Below are 13,484 nucleotides of genomic sequence, written 5' to 3'. Positions count from 1 at the left end.
TTTATTCAAGATTTCTGAGCGGATACTCTCCGATCGTTTCATACATTGGCGATTTGTCCATATGTGTACGCATCAGCACAAATCGGTCGGCGGTCCACTTCGTCCCGGCCGGAATAGCACGCAGCGCTTCCCGGTTGAAGCTGCCGTCCGCTCCGGCGTAACGGCGGGCTAACGTAATGTGCGCGGCGTAAGGGCGATCCTCGGATGCGAATCCCAGCGGCTGCGTTGTCCGGACAACCGCCTTATGAAGAGCGGTCAAGGCATCTGTCTCTCCTGACACGGCTGCCCATAATACGCGCGGCGCTGTTGCCGGTCCGAACGTGCCGGCGCCGTGAAGGGACAGCTCGATGGGTGAAGCCGTAATGCCTTGCAGCGCAGCTTGCAGCTGCTCGGCCTTGTCTGGCGGCGTTTCTCCAAGAAACTGCAGCGTAAGATGGTAGTCCCGCCAATGTGTCCATTTGCGAAAATGCAATGTATCCCGGAAGAGCTGCGTCCACAGATGCAGCTCTTCCGCAATGCTTGCCGGAAGCGGCAAAGCTGTAAATAATCTCATACGATCACCTTTCGCGAAAAATTTCTATCCCCTCGAACAAAAGCCTCCGGACCACATGAATCGGCATGAATTGTGGTGCCAGAGGCTTTTTATTGTATTATTATGTCAATCAAGCGCCATCCAATTCAAGAAGCTTCGAATCTGCTGATCCCAGTAAGCCCAGTTATGATCCCCGGGACCTTCTTCGTAAGTAAGGGAGTAGTCCGGCTTGGCTGAACAAGCTGCACGGAAGCTTGCATTGTGGTCATACAGATAATCCTCCGTGCCGCAGCACTGGTACAAGGCGGGCTTGGGCTGTCCGTTGCCGGAAGTTGCAGCGAGCAGATGCAGCAGATCGTGCTTGGTGCCCGCAATCGGTTCGCCGCCGAAGACGAGCTCCAACGTCCGCTTCTTCGCATCATCCATATTCTCCTGGCTGTACTTGACAATATCCAGAACGCCGGACAAGCTGCCCGCCGCGACGAAGCATTCCGGCTTCGACAGCGCCCACTTGAATGCGCCGTAGCCCCCCATGGACAGACCTGCGACGAAGTTGTCCTCTCTCTTATGTGACAGCGGGAAGAAAGAGCGCGCCACAGCTGGCAATTCTTCGGTCAAGAAGCTCCAATATGCGGCGCCGTGCACCATATCCGTATAGAAGCTTCTATGTACCTGCGGCATAATGACCGCGATGCCCAACTCGGCTACATACCGCTCCACCGACGTCCGGCGCAGCCATATCGTGTGGTCGTCGGAAAGCCCGTGCAGCAGATATAGCGTTTTGTGCTTCGTCCCACTGCTCTTGTTGCTCATGCCGATCTGAGTTAACGTCTGCTGAGGCAATATCGCCGTCAATGAGGTGCTAAGCCCCAATACTTCAGAGTAATAATTACATGTAATGAGTGCCATCGATTATTCATCCTCCACAGTCATTCAAATAATCCTTCACATGTAACAAATACCACATCGAAGCAGCATATCCTTCTGGGAATAATGAGTTCGTGTATTGAAATAAGTAGTATGCAGGCACCGTTACATCGCCTCTTCCACTTCCACTTTAATCCAGCTCTCGCTTCGCCCCGATGTATAAGGACCTGTTATCTCCTTGCCGATCACGCCTTCCAAACCGCAGCGCCGGGCCATCTTGTGCATGGCGATGCCTTCATGCTTCATGCCATTAAGCAATTTGATCGAAGGACTGTCTTCCATGATCGCTCCCAGCATCGCTCTCCGCTCCAGCAGCGGGTAATGGCGCACATCCTCTCCGTTGCAATACAGCATGTCGAATATGAAATAAGTGAGCGGATACTCCTGTCTGGCTTCGCGGATAGCTGGCAGCTTGCGTTGTCTGAAGCGGTATTGCAGAATATCGAAGCATGCCTTTCCGGACTCCGGATCGATGTAAGCCGCTTCCCCGTCCAACACCACATCCACCGCTTCCTTGAGCGGCACTTGAAGCAGCTCGGGATACTGTCTGGACACGTCGTTGCCGTGCCGGGTCAGAAGCTGCGTCCTGCCGGATCTGACGATAAGCTGAAGACGCTGGCCGTCGATCATCGGTTCGAACCAGTACCGGTCATCGTCGAACGGCTCCCCGCTTGCCGCCGGCAGCATTGGATCAATAAACATATCGCGTTCCTCCCCTTCCCCATCCTATCATGAAATCATGCATGAATTCGTCGGTAAATAAAGGGGTAATTAGCGAATAATCCTTCATGTCTTGTCGCATAATATGGACCAGAAGGAGGATGATAACAAGTGGCTAACAACAACACTAACTCACTGGTAGTACCCCAAGCCCGCGCCGCATTGGAGCAAATGAAGTATGAAGTCGCGCAAGAACTGGGCATACAGCTTCCCCAAGACGGCTACTACGGCAATATGACGACGCGCGATATGGGTTCCATCGGCGGTTACATAACTCGCCGCCTTGTACAGATGGCTCAACAGCAGCTGGCAGGGCGCTAAAGTATCGCCGTTCACTTGCAGTCAGCAAAGTATGATAGTAACTATGATGAGCTTTTGCCCGCTCCTGCCGGCATCAGCTCATTTTTCGCATGCATTCCGAAAACTTGCAATACTTCTTTCTTTTGCTCGCAATTATCGGTAAAATGAGAAAGAGCTCGTCTATTACATAGACCATGTGAATGACAGGAAAGAAGGGAATAACCAATATGATAATCAAACCGAAAACTCGCGGCTTTATATGCACAACCGCTCACCCGGAGGGCTGCGCCCGCCAGGTGCAGCGCCAGATCAATTACGTGAAGGGACAGCCATCCATCGACGGCCCCCGGAATGTGCTTGTCGTAGGCGCATCCACCGGCTATGGACTTGCTTCGCGCATCGTATCCGCCTTCTCTGCTGGCGCTAATACGGTTGGCGTCTACTTCGACAAGGGAGCGGAAGGCTCCCGTACGGCGACTGCAGGCTGGTACAATTCGGCTGCATTCGAGAGCGCTGCGGCGGAAGCGGGCTTGAAATCTTACAGCATTGTCGGCGACGCCTTCTCCGATGAAATCAAGGACAAGACGATCGAGCTGATCCGCGAAGAACTGGGCAAAGTGGATCTGGTCGTCTACAGCGTCGCTTCGCCGCGCCGGACGCATCCGAAGACTGGCGAGACATTCTCCTCCGTTATTAAGCCGCTTGGCGATGTCTATACGAACAAGACAGTCAACTTCCATAACGGCGACGTGACGGAAGCGACAATTGAGCCGGCAACGGAAGATGAGCTGCGTCAGACGATCGCCGTAATGGGCGGAGAAGACTGGCAGATGTGGATCGATGCGCTGCAGGCTGCGGGCGTGCTGGCAGAAGGCGCAACGACTGTCGCCTACTCCTACATCGGACCCTCCATTACACACGCGGTGTACCGCGACGGCACGATCGGTGCGGCCAAGAACGATCTGGAGGCTACCGCCCATCGCCTGCACGAGCAGCTTGGCGCCAGCGGCGGACGCGCATTCGTCTCCGTGAACAAAGCGCTCGTCACGCAGTCCAGCTCGGCCATTCCTGTAGTGCCGCTGTACATCTCCGCGCTGTACAAGGTCATGAAAGAACGCGGCCTGCATGAAGGCTGCATCGAGCAGATGTACCGGTTGTTCAGCGATCGGCTGTACAACGGCGGAACAACTCCTGTGGACGAGAAGGGACTGATCCGTGTCGACGATTGGGAGATGAAGCCGGAAATTCAAGAGGAAGTAGCGAAGCTTTGGGCGGCGTTGACGACGGAGAACGTCTATGAGCTTTCCGATCTGGAAGGCTATCGCAAGGAATTTTTCGGCCTGTTCGGATTCGAGACGGACGGCATCGATTATGAAGCGGAAGCGAATCCGGATGTCGCCATTCCGAATTTGCGCTAATGATCTGAGCACGGAACGTTACGAATAAGCCGGTACGACGAAGAAGATCGCCTATCTCCCCTGCTTGTTCAGGTGGCCGGCGATCTTCTTAATGTTTCCGTTGGACCGGCCGGGAGACGATACTTGTATCGCTTCCCGGCTTTTTTTGATTTATCTACTTTAATTGAACGACGCTATCCTCCTCTTCTTTTCTTTGCGCACCTTCAGGTTTGTCCCTGTCTCCTTCTTCAGATTTGTCCCTGTCTCCTTCTTCAGATTTGTCCCTGTCTCCACCTTTTGGTATGATGAAGAATAAGTATGTTTATCGATTTGAAATTGGAGGAAACTATGTCTAACATTAAAGTCTTTTCCGGCTCGTCGAACCTGCCCCTGGCCAAAAAAATAACAGAACAGCTGGGCGTAACACTTGGCGAAGTCACGATATCGCGTCAGCAAAGCGGTGAAATCTACGTCTCCTATGACGAGTCGCTGCGCAATTGCGACGTCTTCCTCGTCCAGTCGCTGTCTCATCCCGTGAACGAGCATCTCGTGGAGCTGCTCATTATGATGGATGCGGCGAAGCGCGCTTCCGCGAAAACAATCAACATCGTGATGCCCTATTACGGTTATGCCCGTCAAGAAAGAAAATCCGCGCCGCGAGAACCGATTTCCGCCAAAATGGTCGCAGACGTGCTGACTACTGCAGGAGCGAATCGCATCATTACGATCGACCTGCATGCCGATCCTATCCAGGGATTCTTCGATATCACGGTGGATCATCTGACGGCATTGGATACGATTATTGACTATTTGCGCTCGAAAAATATTGTAAATCCGGTCGTCGTATCTCCGGACGCTGGCCGCGCGACAGTCGCTGAAAAGCTGGCTGGGCTGATCGATTGTCCATTCGCAATTATGATTAAAAACCGTCCGGCGCATAACCAGTCCGAGATTACCCATATTATCGGCGAAGTGGAAGGAATGACGCCAATCATCATCGAGGATCTGATCGACACCGGCAGCACGATTGTGAACGTCGTGGAGGCGCTGAAGAAGCGCGGCGCCCATAACGCCTTCATCTGCGCAACGCATGGACTGTTCTCCAGCAACGCCGTTCAGAAGCTGGACCACCCCAACATTGAAGAAATCGTTATTACAGATACGATTAACCATGATGGGGAGTATACGGACAAATTTGTCGTTCTGCCAATGTCACCGCTGATCGGTACAGCGATCAAAATCATTACGGAGGGTGGCTCGATCGCCACGTTATTCAAATCGTAATCTGCTGAGTCACTTTGTACGATTTTTCATACAACTGTGGCGCGGTGGCTACTGTTTCGGGACACTTTGTATGATTTTTCGTACAACTGTGGTGTGGCGGCGGCTGTTTCGGGGCACTTTGTACGATTTTTCGTACAACTGTGGTGCGGCGGCGGCTGTTTCGGGACACTTTGTACGATTTTTCGTACAACTGTGGCGCGGCGGCTACTGTTTCGGGACACTTTGTACGATTTTTCGTACAACTGTGGCGCGGCGGCTACTGTTTCGGGACACTTTGTACGATTTTTCGTACAACTGTGGCGCGGCGGCGGCTGTTTCGGGGCACTTTGTACGATTTTTCGTACAACTGTGGCGCGGCGGCTACTGTTTCGGGACACTTTGTACGATTTTTCGTACAACTATGGCGCGGCGGCTACTGTTTCGGGACACTTTGTACGATTTTTCGTACAACTGTGACGCGGCGGCGGCTGTTTTGAGGCACTTTGTACGATTTTTCGTACAACTGTGGCGCGGCGGCTACTGTTTCGGGACACTTTGTACGATTTTTCGTACAACTGTGGCGCGGCGGCGGCTGTTTCGGGACACTTTGTACGATTTTTCGTACAACTGTGGCGCGGCGGCGGCTGTTTTGAGGCACTTTGTACGATTTTTCGTACAACTATGGCGCGGCGGCTACTGTTTCGGGACTTTGTACGATTTTTCGTACAACTGTGGTGTGGCGGCGGCTGTTTTGAGGCACTTTGTACGATTTTTCGTACAACTGTGGTGTGGCGGCGGCGGTTTCGGGGCACTTTGTACGATTTTTCGTACAACTGTGGTGCGGCGGCGGCGGTTTCGGGACACTTTGTACGATTTTTCGTACAACTGTTGTGGTGTGGCGACGGCGTATTATTTCTTGCTGCAATCATAACATAACCATCCAATCCAGACTGAAATTATGGCTTACTGGGATGTAGGCGGAAGCTTTTCTTATTAACCAATATTTCGTTTTTGTTACTACGAAGCACAATTGGTTACTTTAGACCTCGTTAGTTACTACGAAGCACATTTGATTACTTTAGTCCTCTTTAGTTACCTTGAGGCACAATCGGCTTCTTCAGACCTCTTTAGTTACTACGAAGCACAATTGGTTACTTTAGACCTCTTTAGTTACTACGAAGCACAATTGGTTACTTTAGACCTCTTTAAGTTACTACGAAGCACAATTGGTTACTTTAGACCTCGTTAGTTACTACGAAGCACATTTGATTACTTTAGACCTCTTTAGTTACTACGAAGCACATTTGATTACTTTAGACCTCTTTAGTATAACTTCAAAGCACAAATGGCTACATTAATTCTCTTTAGTTACCTCAAAGCGCAATTGGTACTTAGACCTCGTAGTTACGATTACAGCCAAATTGTCAAATGTGGTCGTCCGGTCGACATCGTGAAGCGACGCACCGCGCGCTGGGAGCAGAGCGCGGTGCGAAATCGCATTGGTCAATCTTATTGGGGATCGGAAGACATATCAAGCCAAGCCAGCTCTTCCGTAGACAATGTAATGGCGGAGCCTTCATGGCAGGAGCGAAGCTCCTCGGCCGTCTGGGCGCCGATCAAGGCGCAAGTCGGGAAAGGCTGATTCAATACGTACGCAAGAGCGATCTGAATTGCCGATACCCCCTTCTGCTCCGCGAGCTGCCTTGCGCGATCCAACCGTTCCCAGTTGTCGTCGCTATAGAATACTCTGACCAGATCCGCATTGTCGCGAACCTCCGGCGTGAATCGTCCCGTAAAGAAGCCCCTCGCTTGCGAAGACCAGGACAACAGCGGGAATTGCTCCTGCTCGTGCCATCTGCACGTCTCTTCGTCCGCAGATACGCAGCCCGGCCAGAACGGCTCGTTCGCCTTGGCCAAGCTTAGATTGGGACTGCTGAAGGTGAAGCCGGCCAATCCATGGTCGGCTGCGTAGCGATTCGCTTCCTGAATGCGCTGCCAAGTCCAGTTCGATACGCCGATAGCGCCGACACTGCCTGACGCCACATGCTCGTTCAGCGCTTCGATAATAGCGCCCACCGGAGTAGCCGGATCGTCGCGATGCAGCGCGTACAGATCGATAAAGTCCGTCTGCAGCCGCTCCAGACTGCATGCCAGATCCGATGCGATCGCCTCCCTGTTCACTCTGGGACCGCTCGCGTCGTGATGCGCGCCCTTAGTCAAGATGACCAGAGCATCCCTGTTGCCGCGCTCCTTCATATAACGGCCCAGCACTTCTTCGCTTTGCCCTCCGCAATAAATATGGGCGGTGTCGAGAGAATTGCCGCCTATAGCAAGGAACGCGTCCATATTGGCTGCCGCTTTCTCATAGCTGTCATGAAAGAAATAATCAGTCCCCTTCATCAGCCTGGATACCGGCTTGCTGCAGCCTGCAATTGAAATGTACTCCATCTTGTCTCCTCCTTTCTTCTATTACAAGCGACTCAGACTCGCTCCCAGCTCGACACGGTTTCTCTCTCTCGCCGAAGCGAGGCAGGCATCGATCACCGCCATGTTGCGCACCGCATCCTGCGGCGTATAACGGAGCGGAGCCTCACCGCTGATCGCGCGGGCAAGCGCATCCGCCTGAGCGGCATATACGTTCATGTCCGCTACGACGACTTCCCTCCGCTGACCTCCTGACTGGACGAAGAAGCTGCCGCTGCCGGGCGAGCCCGTCACATATGCGGAGGGCACTTCAATGATGCCTCCCGTGCCAAGCACCTCCAGCGGATTGCGGAAGGCAGCCCACATGCCGCAATCGAAGGTCAACGATACCGAACCGGCGAATTCAACGAGACCAGATGCCATCATATCGACATCGCCGTGCCGTTCCGAGAACAGCGCCTGCACCGTCACCGCTTCAGGCTCCTGACCGAGAATCAGTCTCGCCGCGCTGATGGGATAGCAGCCTACGTCGTAGATGGACCCCCCTCCCCACTCTCGCTTATACCTCACATTGCTCATATCCTCCGCATTGTTGAACGTGAATGCGCTGCGGATGCCGCGAAGCTCTCCGATCTCTCCGGACGCGATAATCTCCTTGATTGCATCGTATCTGGGGTGCCAGCGATACATGAACGCTTCCGACAGCTGCACGCCGGCGTCAGCGCAAGCCGCCACCATCTCATCCGCTTCCGCTGCGGTAAGCGCCAGCGGCTTCTCGCATAATATATGCTTGCCCGCCTGGGCAGCGCGAATCGTCCATTCTCTATGCAGATGATTCGGCAGCGGTATGTAGACGACATCTATGGAATCGTCTGCAAGCAGCTCCTCGTAGCTGCCGTAAGCGACCGGAATATCCAGCTCTTCTGCGGTGCGGGAAGCCTTCTCCGCATCTCTGCTGGCGATTGCGGCTACTTCATTGCGTTCGGATGCACGAATGCCCGGAATGACAGCTCGCTTGGCTATGGAGGCGCAGCCCAATATGCCCCACTTTAATTTTTCACTCATGAATCATTAGCCCCTTTCGCATGAATAAGATTATATTGTGATTATAAATCGGATAAGTTAAATTTAATATAATAATATTTTGATCGTCGTTAACACAATATTGTCATTCAATTTGAAGGGAGAAGCACACAATGGAACGGCAAATTCACTTGTTGACATTGCCCCAAAGCCCTTACTTCTGCATGCCGGAATCGATCGGGCATTATTACGATCATCCGGAGCATCATGTGTACCGCAGCAAGGATGCCATTAACAACTTCAATATTCACTATGTCTTATCGGGGAAAGGATATGTGGAGGTTGAAGGGGAAATTCATACGTTAAGCGCGGGACATGCCGTACTGTACTTTCCTCGGCAGGAGCAGCACTACTACAGCAGCAAGGACGATCCGTGGAATATTAGATGGTTTCACTTCTATGGGGACGGAATGAGAGACTACCTCGTTCAGCAAGGGATGCACCTCAGCCAGCTGTGGACGCTCAGACAGCCGCAGCAATGGGAACGGGCGCACGAGAAGCTGCTGGCGGAAGGGGAGCAGCACCGTATGCTCAGACCATTGCGGCTATCCTCGCTCACCTATCAGCTGCTGGCCCTGTTCCTGGAACAAGCCGTTCCACTCAGGAAGGGCTCCGGCGGAGAGGCAGGATCACGGATTCTGGAGCTGCTTCCGGCGATGCAGCAGCAGGCTACAGAGCCCTTCGAGCTTCATAAGTGGGCAGAACTGGCAGGCGTCAGCACCCACTACTTCTGCAAGCTGTTCCGCAGCGCGATGGAGATGACGCCCGTCGCATTCATTACCCGATGCAGGCTGCAGATGGCCAAGCAATGGTTGCTGGACCGCAAGACGGCCTCCATCGGCGATATCGCCAAGGAGGCCGGTTATCCCAGCGTCAGCTACTTCAACAAGCGATTCATGGAGCACGAGGGAATGACGCCTTCGGAATACCGCCAGCTATATGCTGCGGGAGGTGGGGCAAGAAGACGCTAGCCGACATTTACGTACGCGCTCTCCTCCTGCGGCTAAGCCAGCTCATATATTCCGCCTGGCTCATCCGATCCGTATCTGCGCCGGAGCTCGTGCCGCCCTTCTCGGCATGGAACGACTTCAGCAAGCCGATCGTCATCAGAATCAGTACGATGGCTAGCGGGAAGCCGCTGACGATAATCGCCGTCTGGAACCCGGACAATCCGCCGGAAGCCATCAATACTGCGGCGGAAGCCGACAGAACGAAGCCCCAGACGAACTTGACGGATGCCGGCGGCTCCAGGCTGCCCCGCGTCGTCTGCATCCCCAGCACGAACGTGGCGGAATCTGCGGATGTAATGAAAAACGTGCTGACGAGAAGCAACGTGACGACAATCAACGGCATGGACATCGGCAGATGCTGATATACGTAGAACAGCGCCGTCTCCAGGCTCTGTCCCGATACGTCAAGGCCCTGCTGGTATTCCATATAAATTCCGGTTCCGCCGAATATACCGAACCAGACGGCACAGACAATCGTCGGGATGATCAGGACGGCGATGACGAATTCCCTTACCGTTCTTCCCTTCGATACACGGGCGATGAACGTTCCTACGAATGGCGCCCAGGCAATCCACCACGCCCAATAGAAAATCGTCCAGTTGCGAAGCCACTCCGCATTTTCTTTATTAAAGGGAGCGAGCCTGGTTCCCATCACCAGCAAATTTTGCACATATTCCCCGAACGTCGTCGTCAGCAGATTCAGCAAAAAAACGGTAGGCGCCAACACGAAAACAAGGATGAGCAAAACAAGCGCCAAGCCCATATTGGCGTTGCTCAAATATTTGATGCCCCGCTTCACGCCCGTACCTGCCGAGATGAGGAACAGAACGGTGACGATGGCTATAATAATCAATTGCACACCGTACGTATTGGGCAAGCCGGTCAAGTAGTGAAGACCGCTGTTGATCTGCGCCGCTCCCAGTCCCAGGGATGCCGCTACCCCGAATATCGTCGCAATGACGGCGGTCGTATCAATAACGGTGCCCATCGCTCCCTTCGTCCGCTCACCGAGAAGCGGATACAGAGTGGCGCTCATCAGTCCGGGATGGCCTTTCCTGAACTTGAAATAGGCCAAAGCGAGCGCAATCACAGCATAAATCGCCCAGGCGTGAAAACCCCAATGCAAGTAAGTATAGCGTAGCGCAATGCGCGCCGCCTCCCCTGTTCCCCCTTCGCCCACCGGAGGACTTGCGAAGTGCGAGATGGGCTCGGAGACGCCGAAGAACAACAGACCGATGCCCATGCCCGCACTGAAGAGCATTGCGAACCATGTAGGCCGGTTGAAGTCGGGTTTATCTTCGTTTTTGCCGAGCTTGATTTTACCGTAACGGCTGAAAATAAGGAACAAGGCAAAGAACAGAAAGTACGTGGCGGCCAGTTGAAAAAACCACCCGAAATTGACCAGAAAAAAACGTTGCATGACAGCCATAGCCGATTTCAGCTGATCGGGACCGATAACGCCCCACAAAACAAATACGATGGATATCGCCAGCGCAATCCAAAATACCTGTGACACTTGCTTCATACCGCTCAAGCCCCCTTTGTATCCAGTTTCTTCATTGGAGGCTTGAATTATGCTAATTTTGATGATTCAGCAAACCTTTTATATAGTGAATTTCCTCCAGGATGCCCTCCTTCAGACTAACCCGGGGCTTATAGCCGAGCAGCTTCTTCGCCTTCGCAATATTGGCCCAAGTATGGAGAGGCTCGCCAACCAGCCCACCGCCCGACTCGATTCGGGCGCTCTTGCCAATCAGCTTCTCCATCATTGCGATCACTTCCCGGACTGAGGCGCGTTCCCTTCCACCTACATTGATCACTTCGCCGACCACATTCGGCTGCTCGATTACGGCAGCCGTTGCCGCGACACAATCGCTCACAAAAGTAAAATCGCGCGTCTGGCAGCCATCGCCGAACAGTGTAATCGGCTGATCCTGCAGAATGGCTTTAATGAAACGGTGAAACGCCATATCGCTTCTCTGGCGAGGCCCGTAGACGGTGAAATAACGCAATATGACGACCGGCACGCCCGCTTCGCGCCTGTATACCTGGCATAAATGCTCAGCGGTCAGCTTCGTTACGCCGTATGGAGACAGAGGAGCCGGCAGCCGCTTCTCCGATACACGTCCAAGCACCTCTCCGTATACAGATGAGGTGGAAATAAACACGAATTTGCGCAGCTGCTCCTTGCCTCTGCAGGCTTCCAACAGCCGTTGCGTGACGGCGATATTATTATGCAAGTATTTCTGGAACGATGCGCCCCAGCTGTCTCTTACCCCCGGAACTCCTGCCAGATGATAGACGGCATCCGCATTCGTCAGCAGCGCATCCCAATCCACGCTTCCCATATCCTCCTGCAGGAAGACGAATCGGGGGTGATCCAGGATGGCGTCAAGATGAGCCTTTCCGATCGCCCATAGCTCATCCCTCACGAGACTGTCCACACCAATCACATCATGTCGCCCCGTCTGTACCAAAGCTTCGCACAGATGCGATCCTATGAACCCGGCTGCGCCCGTTACGATAATTTTCATGGCCGGCCTACCCCCAAATACCGCAATCCCGCTTCTTCAATCAGCTTGCGGTTAAGAATGTTGCGACCGTCCAAAACCATAGCGCCGCTCATGCGCGCCTTCACTTCCTTCCAGTCGATGAACTTGAATTGCGACCATCCCGTCGCCAGGACGAGAGCTTCTGCTCCCTGGACGGCGTCAAGGGCCGACCCGGCCCAAGCTACACCCGGCAGGACAGGAGCGACGATGGGATCGTATGCGGTAATGGCGCAGCCTCTCTCTTGCAGCCTCTCCATCAGCACAATAGCCTGGGACGAGCGGATATCGTCAGTGTCTTCCTTGAATGCGGCCCCCCACACCGCAATGCGCGTTCCATCCTTCAGTCCGCCCAGCTCCGCTTCCAGCTTGCTCACATAGATATCGGGCTGCGATGCATTCACGCCCGCAGCCGCCCCCAGCAACGGCATCTCCACTCCCTTGGCCGCCGCTGAGCCGATGAGTGCGCTGACATCCTTCGGCAGACACGATCCGCCGTATCCGATGCCGGGGCCGAGAAATTTGTGGCCGATCCGGCTGTCCAGCCCGATGCCGATTGCCACTTGCATAATATCGGCACCGTATGCTTCGCATACTCTGGAGAGCTCATTGATGAAAGACAGCTTCGTCGCCAGGAACGAGTTGGAGCCGTACTTGATCAATTCGGCTTCCCTTCGTCCCGTGCGTACCACCTCCCCTTCAAGCCTCTCGTACATGCCGCATACCTTCTCCGCGGCTCCTTCATGCGCGGCTCCGATGACAATTCGCTCCGGATGAAGGGAGTCGTAGAGTGCCGTCCCTTCCCTTAGAAACTCCGGATTGGAGACGACGTCGAATTGATGAGCCGCAATTCCTTTTTCGAGCAAATAAGCCTCCGCCCAATCGCCGGTTCCCGGCGGTACCGTACTCTTCATAACGATTGTCAAATGTCCGTTCATGACTCCAGCTGCCATGTCCAGCACGCTCTTCACGTATGTCATATCAGCACGACCGTCTTCAGACGGGGGTGTGCCTACAGCGATGATAAGGATGTCGTTACCCGCTATTGCAGCGGGGACATCGTGAAGGAATCTCATCTGCCCGCACATTCTGTTGCGCTGAACCATCTCAGGCAGACCGGGCTCTAGAATCGGCATAACGCCACCGTTCAAGCCTTTGATTTTATGCTTGTCAGGATCGGCGCAGCAGACAGAATGACCCAGCTCCGCCAGCACGGCGGCAGTCGTCAAGCCTACATAACCCGCACCTGCAACACATATATTCATGAGCAGCATCTCCT

At 53.8% G+C, this 13,484-nt stretch carries 12 protein-coding genes; 4 read left to right on the top strand and 8 right to left on the bottom strand.

Going from position 1 to position 13,484, the window contains the following annotated elements:
- Position 1 precedes the first annotated feature (1 nt).
- The 3 genes from thpR to M6D81_RS02155 form a co-directional block, all read right to left on the bottom strand.
- A complete protein-coding gene (gene thpR, locus M6D81_RS02165) occupies positions 2-553 on the bottom strand; it encodes an RNA 2',3'-cyclic phosphodiesterase (protein WP_262675162.1) in 552 nt (183 codons plus the stop codon).
- 105 nt (positions 554-658) lie between these two features.
- A complete protein-coding gene (locus tag M6D81_RS02160) occupies positions 659-1,441 on the bottom strand; it encodes an alpha/beta hydrolase (protein ID WP_262675161.1) in 783 nt (260 codons plus the stop codon).
- Between the two features lie 123 nt (positions 1,442-1,564).
- Positions 1,565-2,161 carry an ATP-dependent DNA ligase gene (locus M6D81_RS02155; protein ID WP_262675160.1) on the bottom strand — a complete coding sequence of 199 codons (597 nt, stop codon included), beginning with the start codon at positions 2,159-2,161 and terminating at the stop codon, positions 1,565-1,567.
- A gap of 129 nt (positions 2,162-2,290) precedes the next feature.
- Here M6D81_RS02155 and M6D81_RS02150 point away from each other — a divergent pair, with 129 nt between their 5' ends.
- The 3 genes from M6D81_RS02150 (at position 2,291) to M6D81_RS02140 (ending at position 5,160) form a co-directional block, all read left to right on the top strand.
- On the top strand, positions 2,291-2,500 hold the full coding sequence (locus M6D81_RS02150) for an alpha/beta-type small acid-soluble spore protein (RefSeq protein WP_262675159.1): 210 nt from the start codon (positions 2,291-2,293) through the stop codon (positions 2,498-2,500).
- A 206-nt stretch (positions 2,501-2,706) separates the two neighbouring features.
- The gene (gene fabV / locus M6D81_RS02145) at positions 2,707-3,897 is read left to right on the top strand and encodes an enoyl-ACP reductase FabV (protein ID WP_262675158.1); all 1,191 of its coding nucleotides are present in this window, start codon (positions 2,707-2,709) and stop codon (positions 3,895-3,897) included.
- Between the two features lie 327 nt (positions 3,898-4,224).
- Positions 4,225-5,160 (top strand): ribose-phosphate diphosphokinase, encoded by a 936-nt coding sequence (locus M6D81_RS02140; protein WP_262675157.1) that lies wholly within the window; start codon positions 4,225-4,227, stop codon positions 5,158-5,160.
- Between the two features lie 1,488 nt (positions 5,161-6,648).
- Here the strand turns inward: M6D81_RS02140 and M6D81_RS02135 are convergent.
- Entirely contained in the window at positions 6,649-7,587 is a 939-nt protein-coding gene (locus M6D81_RS02135; protein WP_262675156.1) for an aldo/keto reductase, read from the bottom strand.
- Positions 7,588-7,608: 21 nt separating this feature from the next.
- The gene (locus tag M6D81_RS02130; RefSeq protein WP_262675155.1) at positions 7,609-8,628 is read right to left on the bottom strand and encodes a Gfo/Idh/MocA family protein; all 1,020 of its coding nucleotides are present in this window, start codon (positions 8,626-8,628) and stop codon (positions 7,609-7,611) included.
- Between the two features lie 131 nt (positions 8,629-8,759).
- On the opposite strand from M6D81_RS02130, the gene M6D81_RS02125 reads away from it, so the two are divergent.
- On the top strand, positions 8,760-9,617 hold the full coding sequence (locus M6D81_RS02125; RefSeq protein ID WP_262675154.1) for a helix-turn-helix transcriptional regulator: 858 nt from the start codon (positions 8,760-8,762) through the stop codon (positions 9,615-9,617).
- Between the two features lie 7 nt (positions 9,618-9,624).
- Here the strand turns inward: M6D81_RS02125 and M6D81_RS02120 are convergent, their stop codons facing one another.
- The 3 genes from M6D81_RS02120 to M6D81_RS02110 are packed head-to-tail and all read right to left on the bottom strand — an operon-like array spanning position 9,625 to position 13,470.
- On the bottom strand, positions 9,625-11,181 hold the full coding sequence (locus tag M6D81_RS02120) for a glycine betaine uptake BCCT transporter (RefSeq protein ID WP_262675153.1): 1,557 nt from the start codon (positions 11,179-11,181) through the stop codon (positions 9,625-9,627).
- 52 nt (positions 11,182-11,233) lie between these two features.
- The gene (locus M6D81_RS02115; RefSeq protein ID WP_262675152.1) at positions 11,234-12,190 is read right to left on the bottom strand and encodes an NAD-dependent epimerase/dehydratase family protein; all 957 of its coding nucleotides are present in this window, start codon (positions 12,188-12,190) and stop codon (positions 11,234-11,236) included.
- Positions 12,187-13,470: a UDP-glucose dehydrogenase family protein gene (locus M6D81_RS02110; protein ID WP_262675151.1), complete on the bottom strand. Its 1,284-nt coding sequence runs from the start codon at positions 13,468-13,470 to the stop codon at positions 12,187-12,189. The genes M6D81_RS02115 and M6D81_RS02110 overlap by 4 nt, the downstream gene beginning before the upstream one ends.
- Positions 13,471-13,484 lie beyond the last annotated feature (14 nt).

Origin of the sequence: Paenibacillus sp. J5C2022, assembly GCF_025567625.1 — a bacterium.
Taxonomy (GTDB): Bacteria; Bacillota; Bacilli; order Paenibacillales; family Paenibacillaceae; genus Pristimantibacillus.
The sequence above is the reverse complement of the archived record's forward strand: the minus strand, read 5'-3'. Positions and strand labels throughout refer to the sequence as shown.

Excerpts from the sequence above, each read along its gene's own strand:
- M6D81_RS02130 (WP_262675155.1), bottom strand. The coding sequence starts at position 8,628 with ATGAGTGAAAAATTAAAGTGGGGCATATTGGGCTGCGCCTCCATAGCC.
- M6D81_RS02110 (WP_262675151.1), bottom strand. The coding sequence starts at position 13,470 with ATGAATATATGTGTTGCAGGTGCGGGTTATGTAGGCTTGACGACTGCC.
- thpR (WP_262675162.1), bottom strand. The coding sequence starts at position 553 with ATGAGATTATTTACAGCTTTGCCGCTTCCGGCAAGCATTGCGGAAGAG.
- fabV (WP_262675158.1), top strand. The coding sequence starts at position 2,707 with ATGATAATCAAACCGAAAACTCGCGGCTTTATATGCACAACCGCTCAC.
- M6D81_RS02120 (WP_262675153.1), bottom strand. The coding sequence starts at position 11,181 with ATGAAGCAAGTGTCACAGGTATTTTGGATTGCGCTGGCGATATCCATC.
- M6D81_RS02160 (WP_262675161.1), bottom strand. The coding sequence starts at position 1,441 with ATGGCACTCATTACATGTAATTATTACTCTGAAGTATTGGGGCTTAGC.
- M6D81_RS02155 (WP_262675160.1), bottom strand. The coding sequence starts at position 2,161 with ATGTTTATTGATCCAATGCTGCCGGCGGCAAGCGGGGAGCCGTTCGAC.
- M6D81_RS02135 (WP_262675156.1), bottom strand. The coding sequence starts at position 7,587 with ATGGAGTACATTTCAATTGCAGGCTGCAGCAAGCCGGTATCCAGGCTG.
- M6D81_RS02125 (WP_262675154.1), top strand. The coding sequence starts at position 8,760 with ATGGAACGGCAAATTCACTTGTTGACATTGCCCCAAAGCCCTTACTTC.
- M6D81_RS02115 (WP_262675152.1), bottom strand. The coding sequence starts at position 12,190 with ATGAAAATTATCGTAACGGGCGCAGCCGGGTTCATAGGATCGCATCTG.
- M6D81_RS02140 (WP_262675157.1), top strand. The coding sequence starts at position 4,225 with ATGTCTAACATTAAAGTCTTTTCCGGCTCGTCGAACCTGCCCCTGGCC.